The following is a 17,498-nucleotide window of genomic DNA, read 5'->3' as shown; positions in this document are numbered from 1 at the left end:
TCGGACCCGACGCATCGCACTCACCGCGGGTCAACCCTGTCAATGATACGGCTCACGTCTCGTCGACCTGCGCCGCATCCGGTTCGCGCCGCGAAAAGTCGTTGGCGTCGCGGCCCTGCAGGTCGACGATGACGGTGCGCAGCTCATCGACCTCCCTGGCCAACTTCTCCAGGGCCCAGTCGACCTCGGACTGCTTGTAACCCCGGAGCACCAGTGCGAAACGCAGTCTGCGGACGTCGTCGCCCGAGATCCCCGCTCGCGGCAGGCGTGTCAGCGTCGCGTCACGCTCGAGCGGGGGGAGGTCCTCGCCGCGGCCGAAGGCGAACCAGACCACGGCGAAGACGACGGCGACCACCAGCGCCATGACGAGAAGATAGAGCAACAGGGTCTGCACGCCCCCGATCATCCCAGATCGGCCGGTCCCGACGATCTCAGACGGTCTCGGCGTCGCCGAACGTCATGGTGAACCCACCCACCGACGAGCTCATCAGAGTGCGCCCGAGGTCGAGTCCGCGCAGCTCGTCGGCGAAGGGGTGCTCCCCCAGGGTGAGCGACGCCCCGCCCGGACGGGTCCGCGTCTGCGCGGCGCGCATGGACCACGGCGTGACGCGGGTGACCCCGTCGAGATGGGAGTAGGCGGTCAGGGTGGTCGCCGACGGTGAGTCGGGCACCGACACCCCCGGTGACACCTCCAACGACGCGATCAACGCGCCGTCGGCACGCAGCGAACCACGTTTGACCGCCGCCTCGTGGTCGACGTCGAACTCGGCCAACGTCTTCGGGAATCCCCAGATCTCACGGCCGGCCGCCAGGGTGAAATCACCGTCGACGGGCAGGCGATGGATGTAGGCGCATCCCCGGCCACCGACCAGCGACCTCAGATCGGCGAGCACACCGCCGCCGCGGCGGCCGTGTTCGCGTACCAGGAAGCACACGCCGAACTCGTTGTAGGGTCCCAGATCGCCGTCGACGTAGTCGACGAAGACCAGGACGCAGACCGCTCGGCCCGGTCGCCAGCGCAGCACCTGCAGCCCGGTGTGGTCGATGAGTCGCTGCGCGGCGTCGGCCGAGACCGACACCATCGACGTGAAGGCGGTGGCGGCCCGGATCTGTACCGGCATGGACACGTCCCGACCCAGGATCTGGTGCGTGCTGGTACTCATGCCTCCACGACACCCCGCAGACCGTCGGCGCCGAAGACACCCTCGAGCATCGAGCTGTAGTCCGGTCCGCGGCGCAGCATCTGGCCACCGTCGACGTTGATGATCTGCCCGGTGATCCAGCTCGAGGAGTCCCCGAGCAGGAACACGGCCAGGGCGGCGATGTCGGCGACCTCGCCGACCCGCGGCAGCGGTGTGGCCTCGCGGTAGTCCCCGCTCAGTTCCGGTGAGTCGAGCACGATCTGCACCAGCTCGGTCCTGGTCAGGCCGGGCCGGATCCCGTTGACGCGCACGTTGCTGGCGCCGAGTTCGTCCGCGCCGAGCCGGACCAGGTGGTCGACACCGGATTTGGTCACACCGTAGGCGCCGAACCAGCGGTGCGTGTTGGACGCGGCGATCGACGAGATCGCGACGAACGATCCCCCACCGCCGCGGACGAGTTCGCGCGCAGCGTGTTTGAGGGTGTACATCGTGCCGTTGATGTTCAGGTCGACGGTGTTGCGCCATGCGGCGCTGTCGATCTGGGTCACCGGCCCGATGGTCTCGCTGCCGCCCGCGCACGCCACGACGCCGTCGAGACGGCCGGTGTGGGCGGCCGCGGCCGCGACCGCGGCGGCGACCTGGTCCTCATCGGTGATGTCGGTGGACACGGTGTGCACCGCGCCGGCGCCGGAGAGCCCGGCGGCCGCGGTGTCGAGGCGTTCCTGACTGCGGCCGGCGATCGTCACCGTCGCGCCGTCGGCGACGAGGGCGGCGGCGATGCCGAGGCCTATACCGCTGCCACCACCGGTGACGAGGATCGATTTCCCGGACACGGACTCATTCGCCACAAGGGCTCCCATCGATAGAACTGGAACACGTTCTAGTGATGAGACCACGTACGGGACGCGATGACCAGCCTCGTGGCCGGGTCGGACCTCAGGAGGCGCGGACCCCTCGGGGTACGCGCGGACGGAGGGTGTCCATGGCCGGCCGGTCGGCCAGGTAGACGTCGGTGGTGTGCGGCGTGAAGGTGCCGTCGGCCTCGGCGGTGAACTGGGTGAGCCCGACCCCCGAGTCGGCGATGCCGCAGCGGCCCATCAGGGTGCCGACGATCTGCCTGCTCATCACGCCGAGCTCGATCAGCGGCCGGTTGCGGTGCGTGCGGACGCCGAGGTTGACCTGTCCGATGCCGGCCATGCCGTACCGGTCGTAGGTGTCGACGAGCAGGCCGATCTCGACGCCGTAGCCGGGTGCGAACGGCACCGCCGACAGCAGCTCACGGGTACCTGCGTACTCGCCGCCGAGCGGCTGCAGGACCGAGGTCAGGTCGGGCTTGAGCGATGCGAGCAGAGGCCGGGCGACGAGCTCGGTGACCCGGCCGCCACCGTTGGGATCCTGCGCACCACCGGTGCGCAGCGGACGGCGGTAGTACCCCTTGACCAGCTGGATGTCGGAATCGAGCAGGAGCGGGCCGAGCAGTTTGGGCACGAACATCGGATCGGGATCGATGAGGTCGGAGTCCACGAAGGCGATGATGTCGCCGGTGGTGGCGGCGATCGAACGCCACAGCACCTCACCCTTGCCCTTGACCGGGGCGAGTTCGGGGACGGCCTGTTCGCGGCTGATGACCTGTGCACCGGCGGCCGTTGCGCGCTCGGCGGTGGCATCGGTCGATCCGGAGTCGAGCACGATGAGCTCGTCGACCAGGGTGCCGAGCAGCGGACGGATGGAGGCGATGACCGTGGCGACGGTCTCCTCCTCGTTGAGCGCGGGCAGGACCACCGACACGGTGCGTCCGGCCTTGGCCGCGACCAGCTCGTCGATCGACCAGTCGGGCTGTTCGAAGGTGTGGCTGTCGGACCAGGCCAGCGTGTCCGCGTCGGTGTCGGCGGGCGCGGGCCAGATCTGGGTGGCGCGTCGGACGGTGCCCGAAGGCTTGTTCACTGCGGTCATGCCAGTCCCCTGACTGTTCGTTCGGGTGGACGGGTACCCGCTATCGCGGCCACCATGTCGACCACTCGGCGGGTGGCGGCAACCTCGTGGACCCGAAAGACCCGTGCTCCCTGCGAAGCGGCGAGTGCAGTCGCGGCCAAGGTTCCCTCCAACCGTTCTTCCAGGCGTACACCCAGAGTCTCCCCTATGAAGTCCTTGTTGCTCAGTGCCATCAACACTGGCCAGCCGCTATTAACGAGATTGTTCACGTGGCGTAACAAGGCGAGCCCGTGGTGGGTGTTCTTGCCGAAATCGTGGGTCGGATCGATCAGTATCGAGTCGCGCGCGACCCCCGCGGTGGCAGCGCGCGACGCCGCGGCGGTCAGATCCCGTGCCACCTCGCCGACCACGTCGACGTAACGCACCCGGTGCGGACGGGTCCGCGGCACCGCACCGCCGGTGTGCGAGCAGACGATCCCGGCGTGGGATTCGGCCGCGGCGTGCACCAGTTCCGGATCCGTGCCTGCCCACGTGTCGTTGACCAGATCGGCCCCGGCCGCGCACGCCACCCGCGCCACCTCGGCGCGCCAGGTGTCGACGCTGATGATCAGGTCCGGGTACTCCCCGCGCACCCACTCGATGAACGGCACGACCCGCGCGATCTCTGCGGCGGCGTCGACGTGCTCTCCCGGTCCGGCCTTGACCCCGCCGACGTCGACGAGGTCGGCACCTTCGGCGACCACCTGGTGGACCCGCGACATCGCCGCGGCGTCGGTGAAGCTGGCCCCACGGTCATAGAACGAGTCCGGCGTCCGGTTCACGATCGCCATCACCAGTGCGCGACCGGTGTCCACCGGCCGACCGCACAGCGTCGGCGACCACGACTCCCACGCCCCCACCGACGCATCTCCCCCGAGCGCGTTCACATCAGTTGCGTGGCGCCTTGGCACCTGCCACGTCGTCGACGTATCCGTCGTAGTACTCGACGTACCCGTCCGACTTGCCCGACAGCACGTACAACGGGTCGTCGCCGACGTCGGAGTAGCCCTGCTTGCGCAGTTCGACCTTCATCGTCTTGAAGGTGGAGGTCTGCTCCAGCGAGTCGACGACGCGGACGAACAGCGGCAGCGCGTAGCCGGGCAGCGAGCCGTAGAGGTGCTCGGCGAGTTTGCCGGGCTCGAGCTTGTCCCCGGACTTCAGCGTCACCGCGGCCATACCGGCCTTGCCGTCGGTCTCGGGGATCTCGACCCCGAACACCACCGACTGCCCGATCTGCGAGTCGGCGTCGAGCGCCCCCTCGACCTCGGTCGTCGCGACGTTCTCACCCTTCCACCGGAAGGTGTCGCCGAGACGGTCGACGAACGCGACGTGCGAGAACCCCTGGTCGCGGACGAGGTCGCCGGTGTTGAACCACTTGTCGCCGTCGGCGAACGCGTCGGCCACGATCTTCTTCTCGGTGGCCTTGGGATCGGTGTATCCGTCGAACGGGATGCGGTCGGTGATCTCCGAGATCAGCAGACCCGGCTCACCCTTCTTGGCCTCCATCACGCGGCCGGCGTCGTTGCGCAGCGGCTCACCGTTCTCGCCGTCGTACTGCACGATCTTGTACGGCAGCGGGCAGAAGCCGACGGTGCGCTTGACGTTGAAGATGTTGATGAAGGCGAGGTTGGACTCGCTGGCGGCGTAGAACTCGACGATGCGGTCGATGCCGAACCGCTCGGAGAACTCGTCCCAGATCTCCGCGCGCATGCCGTTGCCGACCGCGACCCGCACCGAGTGCTTGCGGTCGGTGTCCTTCTCCGGCTGCGCCAGCAGGTAGCGGCACAGCTCGCCGATGTAGCAGAAGGCGGTCGCCCGGTTGAGGATGATGTCGTCCCAGAACTTCGACGCCGAGAACGAACGGCCGATGGCCAGACACGCACCGGAACCGAGCACCGACGACAGCGAGACCGTCAGCGCGTTGTTGTGGTAGAGCGGCAGGCATGCGTACAAGGTGTCGTTGTGCCGTAGGCGAACCCCCATGCCGCCGATGCCGGAGAGTCCGGTCAGCCAGCGGAAATGCGACATGACGCTGGCCTTGGGCATCCCGGTGGTGCCGGAGGTGAAGATGTAGAACGCCTTGGTCGACGCGGGCAGGGTGTCGGTGACCTCGGGGTTGTGCTCCGAGAGCGACGCGGACTGCTCGTCGACGTCACCGAACAGCAGCACCGACTCCGGCACGGCCGAGGCGGGCACCGAGTCCAGCGCCTCCGCTGCGTCCGGGTCGACGATGATCACGCGGGCGTCGAGCACGCCGAGGCTGTGCTCGAGGACGTTGCCGCGCTGGTTGTAGTTGAGCATGCCCGCGATGGCACCGAGCTTGACGATGGCGAGCATCGACAGCAGCGTCTGCGGGTCGTTCTTCGCCAGCACGCCGACGACGTCTCCGGTCTTCACGCCCTTCTCGGTGAGAAGTGCGGCGTAGCGGTTCACGCGTCGGTTGCACTCGCCGTAGGTGAGCGACTTGCCCTCGAACCGCAGGAACGGTCGATCCGGGTGGGCACCGGCACGCTTCTGGAACATGCTGCCGATGGTCGCGGTGCTCGTGGGCTTGCGGAGGGCGAGTCCGGGCGCGTTGCGCAACATGATCGTCGCGTCGGAGGCCAACCCCACAACCCCCTTGGCCATGTCGGTCAATCCAACGCGGGAACGAGTCTCAGTCGTCACTCACAGCTCCTGGTGCCTGGCGGTCGGTATCGGAGACGAGGTTACCGGCTGGTAGCCAGCTCTATGGCGCGGGTCACTGAATCGGTGACAAGCAGTGCCGTCATCGACCTCTCCGACACGAACCCGGAGGCGGTCAGATCGCGCAACCACGTGAGCAACGGAGCGTAGAACCCGAACGGATCGAGCAGGACCACCGGCTTGTCGTGCATGCCCAGATAACCGCCGGTCCAGGTCTCGAACAGCTCCTCCAGGGTGCCGATCCCGCCGGGCAGGGTGATGAAGCCGTCGGCGCGGTCGTCCATCAACTGCTTGCGCTGCCGCATCGTGTCGGTGACCACCAGTTCGTCGGCGTCGACGTCGGCGACCTCGCGGTCGACCAGCGCACGGGGGATGACACCGACGGTGGTGCCACCGTGCTCACGGGTCGCGCGCGCGACCGCGCCCATCATCGACACGTTGCCCCCGCCGGAGACGAGCGTGTGCCCGCCCCGGCCCAGGGCCTCGCCCACGTCGGCGGCGAGCTGCAGGTAGCGGTCCTCGACCGGCCCCGAGGCGCAGTAGACGCAGACCGCGCTCACCGCGCCGACTCCTCGCGTCGGGCGCGCTCGGCGGCCGCCGTGGCGATGATGTCGACGGTCTCGGCGACGTCGTCGGTGACGTGCAGCAACGACACGTCGGCCTCGGAGACCTTGCCTGCGGCCACCAGGGTCGTGCTGATCCAGTCGACGAGACCGCCCCAGAACGCGGTGCCGAGGAGCACGATCGGGAAACGCGTCACCTTCTTGGTCTGCACCAACGTCAACGCCTCGAACAGCTCGTCCATCGTCCCGAACCCACCGGGCAGGCAGACGAACGCCTGGGCGTACTTGACGAACATCGTCTTGCGGGCGAAGAAGTAGCGGAAGTTCACACCGAGGTCGACCCAGTCGTTGAGGCTCTGCTCGAACGGCAACTCGATGCCCAACCCGATCGACTGACCGCCCGCCTCGCACGCCCCCTTGTTGGCCGCCTCCATCGCGCCGGGACCGCCGCCGGTGATCACCGCGAACCCGGCGTCGGCCAGCGCGGCCCCCAACTCGACGCCCAGGGCGTACTCGGGCGAGTCCCGCGGGGTCCGCGCCGACCCGAAGACCGTGACCGCACTCGACACCCGTGAGAGGGCGTCGAAGCCGGCGACGAACTCGGACTGGATGCGCAGTACGCGCCAGGGATCCTTCTCCGCGCGATCACGGTGCCACGACGTGGTGTCGGGTTCCTCGTCGAGCAGCCGCCGGTCGGTGGTGGTCTCGATCGTCGCGGCGTCGACGCGGAAACGCGTTGCGCCGGAATAGGTGACCTGAGTGTCTCGATCGCCGGGGTCTCGATCGCTGTGTGCCATCAGCAGACGCTAGCAATCATGCCGGGGTGGCCAGGTATCGGCGCAGCGTGTCGGTCACCGCGGTGATCTGGGCGGTCGGCACGCGCTCGTCGCGACGGTGTGCGAGGTTGGGGTCGCCGGGCCCCAGGTTGACCGCGGGGATGCCCATGGCGGCGAAGCGGGAGACGTCGGTCCAGCCGTACTTCGCGCGGACCTGGCCGTGGGCTGCGTTCACCAGCGCCTGCGCCGCCGGGTGTGACAGACCGGGCAGCGCACCGGGAGCCGAGTCGGTGAGTTCGATTTCCACTGCCCCTGAGTCAATCTGACGGGCGAAGACGTCGCGCACGTGCGCGTACGCGGCGTCGGCGGAACGGTCGGGGGCGAAGCGGAAGTTGACGTCCACCGCGGCGGCGTCGGGGATGACGTTTCCGGCGACGCCGCCGGAGATCGCGACCGCGGACAACCCCTCCCGGTATTCGCACCCGTCGATGTCGACCCGACGGGGCCGGTAGTCGGCGAGGACTCCCAGCACGTCACCCAGTTTGTGTATCGCGTTGTCGCCCATCCACGATCGGGCCGAGTGCGACCTGGTGCCGCGGGCGGTCAGGCGCACCCGCAGGGTTCCCTGGCATCCCGCCTCGATCAGTCCGGCGGTCGGCTCGCCCAGGATGGCGACGTCGCCGACGAGCCAGTCCGGCAGCTCCCGCTCGATGAACCCCAGGCCGTTGTGGACCGCTGCGATCTCCTCGCAGTCATAGAAGATCAGCGTCAGGTCGTGCGCGCAGTCGGCCATGGTCGCGGCCAGGTGCAGGAACACCGCGTCACCGGACTTCATGTCCACCGTGCCGCACCCGTGCAGCACGTCGCCCTCCGGACCGTCCGTCTCGCGTCGGCTGGGCACGTTGTCGGCGATCGGCACGGTGTCGAGGTGACCGGCGAGGATCACCCGGGACGCCAGCCCGCGATTCGTTCGGGCCAGGACCCGGTTGCCGTGCCGCAGCACCTCGAAACCCCTCGTCTGCTCCCGGATCGCGAGCTCGACGGCATCGGCGATGGCCGCCTCGTGGTGCGACTCGCTGGCGATGTCGACCAGCGCGGCGGTCAGGTCGATGGGATCGGCGGACAGATCCAGCGGGAGGGCGGTGGTCATGGTCTACGAGGCTAATCGACCCCGCGGTGCGGCCGCGGAGGGAATAGTCGCCGTCGGCCGACGGGTTGCACCAGCCATGACATCACTGGCGATCATCGGAGCAGGAGCGGGACTCGGAGCAGCTGTGGCACGGAAGTTCGGTGCCGAGGGCTATTCGGTCGGACTGATATCGAGGAACCAGTCCCGCGTGGACGCGTTGGCCGACAGCCTCGCGAAAGACGGTGTGTCGGCTCGGGGTTTCGCCGCCGACGTCCGCGACCCGGCATCCATCGCGGCGGCGCTGGAGCAGGTCACCGAGACCCTCGGACCGATCGAGGTGCTGCAGTACAGCCCGCTGCCGCAAAAGGACTTCATGCGACCAGTGCTCGAGACGACGCCCGCCGACATGGTCGGGCCGGTCGAGTTCTCGATCTACGGTCCGATCGCCGCCGTGCACCAGGTGTTGCCCGGTATGCGGTTCCTCGGGGAGAACAAGGGCACCATCCTGTTCGTCAACGGGGGGTCGGCGGTCAAGCCCGGACGCGCCGTCACCGGCACGTCCATCGCGTTCGCCGGTCAGGCGGCCTACGCGCAGCTGCTCAACGAGGAGCTCGCCGAGGAGGGCATCCAGGTCTCGCAGCTGATCATCGGCGGCGCCATCAGCGCCGACGACCCGGACAAGAGCCCCGAGGCGTTGGCGCAGCACCTGTGGGATCTGCACACCAAGCGCGATCGATTCCGGCTGCAGGTCAGCGAGGACTGAGGGTCCCGGCATCGGGCGGCATGTCCGAAACGTTCATGACCGGAGTCGGTGTCCGGCCCTAGTGTCGCGGCCATGACCACCACCACGAACGTCATCGGACTGTCCGTCGTCGTCTCCGACATGGCCCGAGCGCTGGCCTTCTACCGCGCCCTCGGCATCGAAGTCCCCGCCGGTCAGGACGATCAGCCCCACGCCGAGGCGGTACTCGACGGTGGGTTCCGGCTCATGTTCGACACCGTCGACGTCATCACCTCGTTCGACCCCACGTGGACCGCTCCGGGCGGTGGCCACCGAGCGGCACTCGCGGTGGACTGCACCGACCCGGCAGGCGTCGACACGCTGTACGCAACGCTCGTCGCCGCCGGACACGCGGGCCATCTGGCCCCGTTCGACGCGGTGTGGGGTCAGCGCTACGCGGTGATCGACGACCCGGATGGCAACCCGGTCGATCTGTGCGCCCCACTCGCCTAGCCGGGAGTCGCGGTGAAGTCGGCAGGCGCGGCTCCGGCGACCGCCTGGAAGTCCCGGAACATGTGTGAGTAGTCGGCGTATCCGTGCCGGTGCGCGGTGTCGCTGAGGCCGGTCCCGGCGCGCAGCGACCGGGTCGCGTCGTCGACCCGGAGGATCCGTTGGAGCATCTTGGGGCCGTAGCCGAACTGGTCGACGCACCGGCGTCGTAGTTGGCGGGCGCTGAGCCCGAGTCGATCGGCGGTGTCGGCGACCGACGTCCCGGCTCGGACGGCGCCGACCGTCGGTGGGATCCACGCCGGCACCCCACCGGCGCGAGCGACCGACCGCGCAGCCAGCGTCTCCAGGGCGCGTCCCGGCATGGCGGAGGTCGCCACGAGTTCCTCCCACCGCGACGCCATGGCGCCGGAGATGTCGGCGACATCGACCCGCCGGTCGCGGAGTTCCGCGGCCGGCAGACCGAGAACGAGCGGTGCGACGCCGGGGGCGAAACGGATGGCGGTCAGCGTCACGGGTTCGGTGGTCTCGTGGCGCTGCGGGACGGTGTCCGGCCCGGCGACGAAGATCGTCGAGCCATCCCAGATGAGGTCCATGCAGCCGTCCGGACGCACGGTCGACACCCCGGGTGCACACCACCGACCCCAGATCGTCGCGGGCAGTCGCGACGACCGGCGCTCGCGGTAGCCGGTGGCGTCGTTCACCACCCCAGTATCGCCGGTAAGGTTGCGACCCGTGAGTGAAGCATCGTCTGCGACCGGGCACGGAATTGCCACCATCACCGACAGCGGTCAGGTGCTCGACACCTGGTTCCCCGCGCCCGAACTGGGCGCGGTGACGGGCTCGGCCGGGACCACCGCCCTCACCGGCGACGACGTTCCCGCGGAACTGAAGGCCCTCGTCGGGACCGATGAGGCACGTGGCGTCCGCACCGTGGCGGTCCGCACCACCATCGCCGACCTGTCGGCGGCGCCCATCGACGCGCATGATGTCTACCTCCGTCTGCACCTGCTGTCGCACCGGTTGGTCGCGCCGCACGGGCTGAACCTCGACGGCCAGTTCGGCCTGCTCGCGAACGTGGTCTGGACCAACCACGGCCCGTGCGCGGTCGAGGGATTCGAACTCACGCGTGCCCGGCTACGCGCCCGAGGGCCGGTCGCGGTCAACAGCATCGACAAGTTCCCGCGGATGGTCGACTACGTCGTGCCCAGCGGCGTGCGCATCGGGGACGCCGACCGCGTCCGCCTCGGAGCGCACCTCGCCGGCGGCACCACCGTCATGCACGAGGGCTTCGTGAACTTCAACGCCGGCACGCTCGGCAACTCGATGGTCGAGGGTCGCATCTCGGCCGGCGTCGTCGTCGGCGACGGCTCTGACGTGGGCGGCGGCGCATCGATCATGGGCACCCTGTCCGGCGGTGGCACACAGGTCATCTCGCTCGGCGAGCGCTGCCTGCTCGGCGCCAACTCCGGCTGCGGGATCTCCCTCGGGGACGACTGCGTGATCGAGGCGGGCCTCTACGTCACCGCGGGCACGAAGGTCACCGGACCGGACGGCACCGCGGTCAAGGCGCGCGATCTCTCGGGCACCAACAACCTGCTCTTCCGACGCAACAGTGTCAGCGGCGCGGTCGAGGTCGTGCCGTGGAAGGGCGACGGCATCGCCCTCAACGCCGCCCTGCACGCCAACGACTGACCCGCGGCAGTCCCGTGCTCGTCTCCGCTCGGCGGCGAGGTCAGGCAGGGGCGAGACGTGCCGCGGCAGCGGCGATTCGCTCGTCGGTCGCGGTGAGCGCGAGCCGCACGTGCTTCGAGCCGGACGGACCGTAGAACTCCCCCGGCGCAGCCAGGATCCCCTTGTGCGCCAACCAGTCGACGGTGTTCCGGCACGGTTCGTCGCGCGTGGCCCACAGGTACAGACCGGCCTCGGAGTGGTCGATCCGCAAGCCGGCATGACGGACCGCGGTCGACAGGACCACCCGCCGATTGAGATAGCGCTCCCGCTGCGTCGCGACGTGGGCGTCGTCGGTCAGCGCCGCCTGCATGGCGGTCTGGATCGGGTACGGCACGATCATGCCCGCGTGTTTGCGGACGGCGAGCAGTTCCCGGACCAGATCCGGGTCGCCGGCGAAGAACCCCGCCCGGTACCCGGCCAGGTTGGAGATCTTCGACAGCGAGTGCACCGCGAGCAACCCCGTGACATCGCCGTCGCACACCCGCGGGTCCAGGATCGAGATGGCCTCGGCGTCCCAGGCCAGCCCCAGATAACACTCGTCGGAGATGACGACGGTCCCGCGTTCGCGCGCCCAGGCGACCACCTTGCGCAGGTGTTCGACCCCGAGCACCTTGCCGGTCGGGTTCGACGGCGAGTTGATGAAGATCGCGCCCGGCCGCGTCGGGCCGAGGGCGAGGAGGGAGTCGGCGCGGACCGGGCGTGCACCGGCCAACAGCACACCCACCTCGTAGGTGGGGTAGGCGACCTCGGGGATGACGATGTCGTCGCCGGGACCGAACCCCAGCATCGAGATGACCGAGGCGATGGCCTCCTTGGTCCCGATGACCGGCAGCACCGCCGACTCCTCGACCGACCCGACGCCGTACCGACGCTTGAGCGCCGCCACGGCGGCCACCCGCAGGTCGGTGGTCCCGGCCGTCGCCGGATATCCCGGGAAGGACGCTCCGTCGTCGAGACCCCGCCGGATGATCGGATCGATCGCGTCGACCGGGGTGCCGACCGACAGGTCGACGATCCCCTCCGGGTGCGACGCGGCGAGCGCCTTCGCGTCGGTCAGCGAGTCCCACGGGAAATCGGGCAGGCCCGCACTGACCGCCCGCCGGCTGGTCCGGGGCGTCTGCTGCTCGGTCACTCGCCGTGCGTTTCCGTCAGTCTTCTTCGGTGTTCATCGGGGGCAGGCCCTTGATGAACGCGGGATCGTGCGACGTCTTGCCGACCTTGCTGGCGCCACCGGGCGAACCCAGGTCGTCGAAGAAGTCGACGTTGGCGTTGACGTAGGGCTCCCACTCATCGGGGACGTCGTCCTCGTAGAAGATGGCCTCGACCGGGCACACCGGTTCACACGCGCCGCAGTCGACGCATTCGTCGGGCTGGATGTAGAGCATCCGGTCACCCTCGTAGATGCAATCCACCGGGCACTCCTCGACGCAGGCCCTGTCCAGCAGGTCCACACACGGCTCGGCGATGATGTACGTCAACTCGGTTATCTCCTCACGTATCGCGCGTAGGGCAGTACGCGCCCGCAACGGAACCCTGAACTAGGCCCACGTGTTCACCCACCAGTATCCGTCCGCCCCGGTCGTGGTCACAAACCGGGGCACCCGCGGCGACCTCTCCGCGCACGTCAGATCGCCGCGGTGAGACGAACAGCACCCGCCCGGCGACACCCGTGACGGCGACGTTCGAATCAGGGTGGACCTAACCCTCGTACGAAACGCCCGCGGCGGGCACTGTGACCTGGTGATCCACCACCCGACGTCCGGACGCTGTCGCAGCTGAGCACCCCGACCTGTCCACCTGCGACTCACGGAGTTCTCGACGATGACCACAACCCTGGGACCGATCCCGAAGTACGACCGCCCGACCTCCACTCTGCCGACGCGCCTGCGTCCTGCCGACCTGCTGCGGCTGACCGACCAGACGGCCGCCGATGTGCTCGACGGACACTACGACCACGTGCTGCCCGATCGGTGGGACGAGGTGTCGCGGTGGTCGACCCGACTGCACGCCGACGACGACGTCGACCTCTGGTTGATCAGCTGGACGCCGAACGTGTCCACGGAGCTGCACGATCACGCCGGCTCGTTCGGGGCGTTGACGGTGTTGTCGGGGTCGCTGACCGAGTACCGCTGGACCGGTCATGATCTGCGGGCGCGCACCCTCGATGCCGGCGATCAGGCGTCGTTCCCGCTCGGATGGGTGCACGATGTGATGCGTAATCCGACCACGCCGAGTGGTGCCGAGCCGACGTTGAGTGTGCACGCGTACTCACCGCCGCTCACCGCGATGTCCTACTACGAGGTCACCCCGGCGCAGTCGATCCGGCGTGTGCGCACCGAGTTGACCGACGTGCCCGAAAAAGACTGAAGGACTGATGACCACGATCGACGACCTGCTTCTGACCGCCCGCGAGTCCCTCGTCCGGTTACCCGCCGACAAAGTGCGCGAGGAACTCGCCGCGGGCGGCATCCTCGTCGACATCCGACCGGCCGCGCAGCGCGCCGCCGAGGGCGAGGCGCCCGCCGCCCTGGTCATCGAACGCAACGTCCTGGAGTGGCGGTGCGATCCCGCCAGTGACGCGAAGATCCCCGAGGCCATCGATCACGATGTCCGTTGGATCGTGCTGTGTCAGCAGGGTTATACCTCGAGCCTGGCCGCGGCGGCGTTGCAGCAGTTGGGATTACATCGAGCAACCGACGTCATCGGTGGCTACGAGGCACTCGTCGAGGCCGGCGCGGTCTGAGACATCGGAGCACGCGGGTCTTGCGTTCGGCGACCGCACGTGTCACCTTTGATGGCATGACTACCGGAAAGGCGGATCCCGCCACCATCGCGTGAGCGCCGCACCGATTCACCCGGCGACTCGATCTCCACGAGTCCCGTTCTCGTCCCGCACGATGCCCGACGCCGGGCCGATACCCCATCTGCCCGAGTATCGCGATGTCTGGCTCACCCGTGGGACCCTCACCCAACCGTCGGATCGCCCTGCCGCGGAATCTGCTGTCGCAGAACTGTATCGACGATCCGGGTGTCGCGAACCCGAGTTCGTCTGGACGCCCTCACCACCGGCGGCGCAACAGCTGATGTCCACGATGGGCCGGACCGACGTGGTGTCCATCAGCACCGACAGCCTCGACGGCACCCCGGCTCGCATCGCCCACATGCACTCCGCTTCACGCACCCGCATGAACGCGCGGATAGCGGGGGCCCATCGCACCGCGTGGGGTGAACGTCAGATGACGGCGATCCCGGGGGTTGCCCCGTGGCGGGTCTCGGAGGACACCGCGACGAGCACGTATCAGTTCATACGTGCGTCGATCTGGGATTCGCTGCACACCAGCCTGTTCGATGGCGTGGCCGCCGCGATACGCACCCTCATGCCGCCGTTCGTCGGCGCGGTGACGTGGTACGGGCAGCAGGAAGCCCACCGCGTCGCGTACTACGACTACTACCGACGCTCGGGCCTCGCGGTGTTCCGACACGAGGACGTCGACCTTCTCGACGTGCTCACCACTCTCACCCGTGCGACCGGATGGTGGTGGGCCTTCGACGACGTATGCGTGATGGCGGAGCGACCGACCGCCCTGCACACCGAGCCCGCGCCGAACGGACAGTTCGACCAACAGCGTCTGCATCGCGACGACGAGCCGGCGATCGAGTTCGCCGACGGTCACGAGGTTTTCGCCCATCACGGGACGATCATCCCGGCATGGGTCGTGCGCGAACCGACCGTCGAGCGCATCGCCCGCGAACGCAATGTCGAGGTCCGCCGATGCGCGATCGAACGCATCGGATGGGACACCTACATCGACACCGCCGGGCTGGACGAGATCGATCAGACCGATGACCCCGGCAACGCCGGGAACCGGCTTCGGCTCTACACGATGCCGGACGGTTGGGGGCGTCGCGAACGAATCCTGCTCGTGGTCAACGGTTCCACCGAACGCGACGGGCGGCGTAGGCGTTACGGACTGCGCGTGCCCCCGTGGATCGGGTCGGCGCTCGATGCCGCCGGCTGGACCTACGGCATCCGCGGTTCCGACTACGCCCAACTCGCCCGCAGAACGTGAACCCATCTCGATTCACCCCCCTCCGATCAACCCAAGGTGCCCACATGAACGTCATGACCCTGTCCACTCTCTCCGACCTCACCGGACTCGAGGTCCTCGATCACCTCGACCGCTCGGTGTCCATCCCCGTGATCGACGGGCTGCAGGCGCAAGGCGATCTCATCGTGATCCCCCATCGGCTCCTGGCGGACGCGGTCACCACGGGTCCGTGGACACGGTCGGCCGACGTGCCACTGTCGGGGATCGAGTTGTTGCGCAGCGCAGCCGGCGGCAACCCGCACAGCCTCGTCGCCGAAGCGGGGGGCTGCACGTGGTCGACGTCGGTGCGCGACACCCGCGGCCTCGCCCTCGGCATCCTCGACACCGAGGTGGTCGCGTACCTGATCCACCCCGAGCACGGTGCGACCGGAATCGCCCCGGGCCGGTACGTCATCGGCCGTCAACGCGAGGGCGGCACCGAGGTCCACCTCGGGTCGCGAGTGCAGCTGGTCGCGGACTGAGGCTCACGGTCGCGACATGCGCCCGGTCAGCCGAATGTCTCCGTCAGGTCCTGATCGGGTAGCGAACCGAGGACGGCGAAGCTCTCCAGGTACGGCCCGATGTCACCGACGACGGTCCACCGTCGCAGCTGCGCCTCCGACCGTCGCGAGATGACCGCACGCGCGAGGTCGGCGTCGCTCGCGACGACGACGACCGCGGGCTCGGTGTCGGTGCGGGAGCGCCAGACCCAGGTGCCACCACGCAGTTCGATGGTGGGCAGTGCCGCGACCGACTCGCCGAATCGCCCCACGAAGCGATCGCGGACGAACACGGCCGCAGCGGTGTCCTGTCCGCCGGTGACCTCCAGGGCACCGCGCAGGTCCTGCTCGTGGATGGTGATGTCGTTGATCGGGCGGTCGTTGTTCGCGCGCAACCACTCCCGCATACCGGTGGTCAGTCCCCGCCATTCGGCGACCAGGTCGGCGACAGACCGGCCCCGACGGGTGTCGACCTGACGCGCGGTCCAGTCCGGGTTGTGGTCATCGGGTTCGTCGCCGTCGATCACGTCGGCCGCGAAACCCACGAGGTGCGCCAGCAGATCCCGGGGTGACCAATCCGGACACGCCGGCACCGACGACGGCCATGTGGTGGGGTCGGCGTCGGTCATCAACTCGATGACACGCGATTGCGCTGCGATCCATTCGGCGACGACATCCATGGTGTCGAGGCTACCGATCGGCCCGGCGCGGCTCAGACGCGAACGGGGGCACGCAGACTGGCCACGGCGGCCTCCGATGCACGTCGTAGCGCCGAACGCTCCCCCACGTAGTCGGCCACCGCGCCGACCACCGGAAGTGCGCTGAGCAACCGCCACGGCTGCTTCGGCGACGGACGGTGTGAGAGCACGTCGGAGATCGACCGCAACAGGGCCACCGTCGCCCACACCGACTTCACGATGCCGGCCGATCTCAGCGACCGCGTCCGATCCCGCGCGGCGTCGACCGCCTTCGCGATGTCGGCGGAGGCTGACGAGGAGTCCTCGGCGGGCTGAGACAGCAGCGCACGGGAGTCGACTATCCGATCACACAGGACGGCGACGAGCTGGTCGGTCTGCTCGTGCCGGTCGTGCACTCCGTGCACCCGCTGGACCGCACAGATGACGAACGCCTGCTGCGCGAAGCCCAACAGATCCTGCAGCGGCAGACGATTCGAGATCGCCCCGAACACACCGGGATAGGCCACCAGCACCGTGCTGAGCCGCCCGACACGCCCCACCCACCACTCGGTGCGCTGCTCGACCGACCACTTCTCCCAGGTGGCCGTGCCGGGCAGCCCGGTGTGGTCGGTGATCCAGCGCAGCGAGTCGGTGGCCTTGCCGACCAGCGAGTCGTCGTCGGCCGAATCGGTGAACGTCAGACGTTTGACGCCGAGCACGTCGCAGCCCTCCATCACGTCGAGCACCGGGTTGATCACCCCGGTCGCCGTGTAGAGGACGCGTGCGACGTCGCGGTCGCTGATCGTGCGCTGCGCCATCAGGCGGCCGTCTCGCGTCGAGCGTGGACGGTCGTCCGCTCCCGCGCGGGGCGGCCGATCTGCTCGGCGATCGACCGCAGTTCGGCGACGGTCTTCTCCGATCCGTGCTGCGACCCGGCCATGCGGGAGATCGTCTCCTCCATCAGCGTGCCGCCGAGGTCGTTGGCGCCGCCCTGCAGCATCACCT

The 17,498-nt window shown here is 68.9% G+C and carries 22 protein-coding genes; 7 read left to right on the top strand and 15 right to left on the bottom strand.

What is annotated here, in order from left to right:
• Positions 1-52: 52 nt before the first annotated feature.
• The 9 genes from JHC79_RS13170 to dapE form a co-directional block, all read right to left on the bottom strand.
• Positions 53-394, bottom strand: coding sequence for a DivIVA domain-containing protein (locus tag JHC79_RS13170; RefSeq protein ID WP_366782747.1), 342 nt, complete (start codon positions 392-394; stop codon positions 53-55).
• A gap of 37 nt (positions 395-431) precedes the next feature.
• Positions 432-1,163, bottom strand: coding sequence for an acetoacetate decarboxylase family protein (locus JHC79_RS13165; RefSeq protein ID WP_296391456.1), 732 nt, complete (start codon positions 1,161-1,163; stop codon positions 432-434).
• Positions 1,160-2,002: an SDR family oxidoreductase gene (locus JHC79_RS13160; RefSeq protein ID WP_296391455.1), complete on the bottom strand. Its 843-nt coding sequence runs from the start codon at positions 2,000-2,002 to the stop codon at positions 1,160-1,162. Before JHC79_RS13160 ends, JHC79_RS13165 begins: the two co-directional genes overlap by 4 nt.
• A gap of 76 nt (positions 2,003-2,078) precedes the next feature.
• Positions 2,079-3,095, bottom strand: coding sequence for a glucosyl-3-phosphoglycerate synthase (locus JHC79_RS13155; protein WP_296391453.1), 1,017 nt, complete (start codon positions 3,093-3,095; stop codon positions 2,079-2,081).
• Positions 3,092-3,904, bottom strand: coding sequence for a dihydropteroate synthase (folP, locus tag JHC79_RS13150; RefSeq protein ID WP_296391503.1), 813 nt, complete (start codon positions 3,902-3,904; stop codon positions 3,092-3,094). The genes JHC79_RS13155 and folP overlap by 4 nt, the downstream gene beginning before the upstream one ends.
• A 97-nt stretch (positions 3,905-4,001) precedes the next feature.
• The gene (locus tag JHC79_RS13145; protein WP_296391451.1) at positions 4,002-5,780 is read right to left on the bottom strand and encodes a long-chain-acyl-CoA synthetase; all 1,779 of its coding nucleotides are present in this window, start codon (positions 5,778-5,780) and stop codon (positions 4,002-4,004) included.
• Positions 5,781-5,821: 41 nt separating this feature from the next.
• Positions 5,822-6,358 (bottom strand): TIGR00730 family Rossman fold protein, encoded by a 537-nt coding sequence (locus tag JHC79_RS13140; RefSeq protein ID WP_296391449.1) that lies wholly within the window; start codon positions 6,356-6,358, stop codon positions 5,822-5,824.
• Complete coding sequence (locus JHC79_RS13135) at positions 6,355-7,158, bottom strand: TIGR00730 family Rossman fold protein (protein ID WP_296391447.1); 804 nt, start codon at positions 7,156-7,158, stop codon at positions 6,355-6,357. The genes JHC79_RS13140 and JHC79_RS13135 overlap by 4 nt, the downstream gene beginning before the upstream one ends.
• A gap of 16 nt (positions 7,159-7,174) precedes the next feature.
• A complete protein-coding gene (gene dapE / locus JHC79_RS13130; protein ID WP_296391444.1) occupies positions 7,175-8,287 on the bottom strand; it encodes a succinyl-diaminopimelate desuccinylase in 1,113 nt (370 codons plus the stop codon).
• A gap of 76 nt (positions 8,288-8,363) precedes the next feature.
• Here dapE and JHC79_RS13125 point away from each other — a divergent pair, with 76 nt between their 5' ends.
• Both JHC79_RS13125 and JHC79_RS13120 read left to right on the top strand, forming a co-directional pair.
• Positions 8,364-9,029 carry an SDR family NAD(P)-dependent oxidoreductase gene (locus tag JHC79_RS13125; protein WP_296391442.1) on the top strand — a complete coding sequence of 222 codons (666 nt, stop codon included), beginning with the start codon at positions 8,364-8,366 and terminating at the stop codon, positions 9,027-9,029.
• Between the two features lie 72 nt (positions 9,030-9,101).
• Positions 9,102-9,500 (top strand): VOC family protein, encoded by a 399-nt coding sequence (locus tag JHC79_RS13120; protein ID WP_296391439.1) that lies wholly within the window; start codon positions 9,102-9,104, stop codon positions 9,498-9,500.
• Here JHC79_RS13120 and JHC79_RS13115 read toward each other — a convergent pair.
• Positions 9,497-10,198 carry a helix-turn-helix domain-containing protein gene (locus tag JHC79_RS13115; RefSeq protein WP_296391437.1) on the bottom strand — a complete coding sequence of 234 codons (702 nt, stop codon included), beginning with the start codon at positions 10,196-10,198 and terminating at the stop codon, positions 9,497-9,499. The genes JHC79_RS13120 and JHC79_RS13115 overlap by 4 nt on opposite strands.
• A 31-nt stretch (positions 10,199-10,229) precedes the next feature.
• Here JHC79_RS13115 and dapD point away from each other — a divergent pair, with 31 nt between their 5' ends.
• Positions 10,230-11,189 carry a 2,3,4,5-tetrahydropyridine-2,6-dicarboxylate N-succinyltransferase gene (dapD, locus tag JHC79_RS13110; RefSeq protein WP_296391435.1) on the top strand — a complete coding sequence of 320 codons (960 nt, stop codon included), beginning with the start codon at positions 10,230-10,232 and terminating at the stop codon, positions 11,187-11,189.
• Between the two features lie 40 nt (positions 11,190-11,229).
• On the opposite strand, the gene dapC is transcribed toward dapD, so the two are convergent.
• A complete protein-coding gene (gene dapC / locus JHC79_RS13105; protein WP_296391433.1) occupies positions 11,230-12,360 on the bottom strand; it encodes a succinyldiaminopimelate transaminase in 1,131 nt (376 codons plus the stop codon).
• 16 nt (positions 12,361-12,376) lie between these two features.
• On the bottom strand, positions 12,377-12,706 hold the full coding sequence (gene fdxA, locus JHC79_RS13100; RefSeq protein ID WP_188489800.1) for a ferredoxin: 330 nt from the start codon (positions 12,704-12,706) through the stop codon (positions 12,377-12,379).
• Positions 12,707-13,049: 343 nt separating this feature from the next.
• Between fdxA and JHC79_RS13095 the strand changes: the two genes are divergently transcribed.
• The 4 genes from JHC79_RS13095 (at position 13,050) to JHC79_RS13080 (ending at position 15,798) form a co-directional block, all read left to right on the top strand.
• Positions 13,050-13,595, top strand: a complete 546-nt coding sequence (locus tag JHC79_RS13095) for a cysteine dioxygenase family protein (RefSeq protein WP_296391431.1) — start codon at positions 13,050-13,052, stop codon at positions 13,593-13,595.
• Positions 13,596-13,602: 7 nt separating this feature from the next.
• Entirely contained in the window at positions 13,603-13,971 is a 369-nt protein-coding gene (locus JHC79_RS13090; RefSeq protein WP_296391430.1) for a rhodanese-like domain-containing protein, read from the top strand.
• A gap of 340 nt (positions 13,972-14,311) precedes the next feature.
• Entirely contained in the window at positions 14,312-15,298 is a 987-nt protein-coding gene (locus tag JHC79_RS13085) for a DUF6745 domain-containing protein (RefSeq protein WP_296391428.1), read from the top strand.
• A 44-nt stretch (positions 15,299-15,342) separates the two neighbouring features.
• Positions 15,343-15,798, top strand: coding sequence for a hypothetical protein (locus JHC79_RS13080; RefSeq protein WP_296391427.1), 456 nt, complete (start codon positions 15,343-15,345; stop codon positions 15,796-15,798).
• A 26-nt stretch (positions 15,799-15,824) separates the two neighbouring features.
• On the opposite strand, the gene JHC79_RS13075 is transcribed toward JHC79_RS13080, so the two are convergent.
• The 3 genes from JHC79_RS13075 to JHC79_RS13065 form a co-directional block, all read right to left on the bottom strand.
• Positions 15,825-16,496 (bottom strand): maleylpyruvate isomerase family mycothiol-dependent enzyme, encoded by a 672-nt coding sequence (locus JHC79_RS13075; RefSeq protein WP_296391425.1) that lies wholly within the window; start codon positions 16,494-16,496, stop codon positions 15,825-15,827.
• A gap of 32 nt (positions 16,497-16,528) precedes the next feature.
• Positions 16,529-17,311, bottom strand: a complete 783-nt coding sequence (locus JHC79_RS13070) for a hypothetical protein (RefSeq protein ID WP_296391423.1) — start codon at positions 17,309-17,311, stop codon at positions 16,529-16,531.
• Positions 17,311-17,498, bottom strand: a 188-nt coding sequence (locus JHC79_RS13065; RefSeq protein ID WP_296391421.1) for a hypothetical protein, incomplete at its 5' end; no start/stop codon positions are given. The genes JHC79_RS13065 and JHC79_RS13070, both read right to left, overlap by 1 nt.

The organism is Williamsia sp., assembly GCF_016462415.1.
Taxonomy (GTDB): domain Bacteria; phylum Actinomycetota; class Actinomycetes; order Mycobacteriales; family Mycobacteriaceae; genus Williamsia_A.
The sequence above is the reverse complement of the archived record's forward strand: the minus strand, read 5'-3'. Positions and strand labels throughout refer to the sequence as shown.

Excerpts from the sequence above, each read along its gene's own strand:
- JHC79_RS13095 (WP_296391431.1), top strand. The coding sequence starts at position 13,050 with ATGACCACAACCCTGGGACCGATCCCGAAGTACGACCGCCCGACCTCC.
- JHC79_RS13165 (WP_296391456.1), bottom strand. The coding sequence starts at position 1,163 with ATGAGTACCAGCACGCACCAGATCCTGGGTCGGGACGTGTCCATGCCG.
- JHC79_RS13120 (WP_296391439.1), top strand. The coding sequence starts at position 9,102 with ATGACCACCACCACGAACGTCATCGGACTGTCCGTCGTCGTCTCCGAC.
- JHC79_RS13090 (WP_296391430.1), top strand. The coding sequence starts at position 13,603 with ATGACCACGATCGACGACCTGCTTCTGACCGCCCGCGAGTCCCTCGTC.
- JHC79_RS13160 (WP_296391455.1), bottom strand. The coding sequence starts at position 2,002 with ATGGGAGCCCTTGTGGCGAATGAGTCCGTGTCCGGGAAATCGATCCTC.
- JHC79_RS13125 (WP_296391442.1), top strand. The coding sequence starts at position 8,364 with ATGACATCACTGGCGATCATCGGAGCAGGAGCGGGACTCGGAGCAGCT.
- JHC79_RS13075 (WP_296391425.1), bottom strand. The coding sequence starts at position 16,496 with ATGGATGTCGTCGCCGAATGGATCGCAGCGCAATCGCGTGTCATCGAG.
- JHC79_RS13070 (WP_296391423.1), bottom strand. The coding sequence starts at position 17,311 with ATGGCGCAGCGCACGATCAGCGACCGCGACGTCGCACGCGTCCTCTAC.
- JHC79_RS13085 (WP_296391428.1), top strand. The coding sequence starts at position 14,312 with ATGTCCACGATGGGCCGGACCGACGTGGTGTCCATCAGCACCGACAGC.
- JHC79_RS13155 (WP_296391453.1), bottom strand. The coding sequence starts at position 3,095 with ATGACCGCAGTGAACAAGCCTTCGGGCACCGTCCGACGCGCCACCCAG.
- JHC79_RS13080 (WP_296391427.1), top strand. The coding sequence starts at position 15,343 with ATGAACGTCATGACCCTGTCCACTCTCTCCGACCTCACCGGACTCGAG.
- dapE (WP_296391444.1), bottom strand. The coding sequence starts at position 8,287 with ATGACCACCGCCCTCCCGCTGGATCTGTCCGCCGATCCCATCGACCTG.
- JHC79_RS13135 (WP_296391447.1), bottom strand. The coding sequence starts at position 7,158 with ATGGCACACAGCGATCGAGACCCCGGCGATCGAGACACTCAGGTCACC.
- folP (WP_296391503.1), bottom strand. The coding sequence starts at position 3,904 with ATGGCGATCGTGAACCGGACGCCGGACTCGTTCTATGACCGTGGGGCC.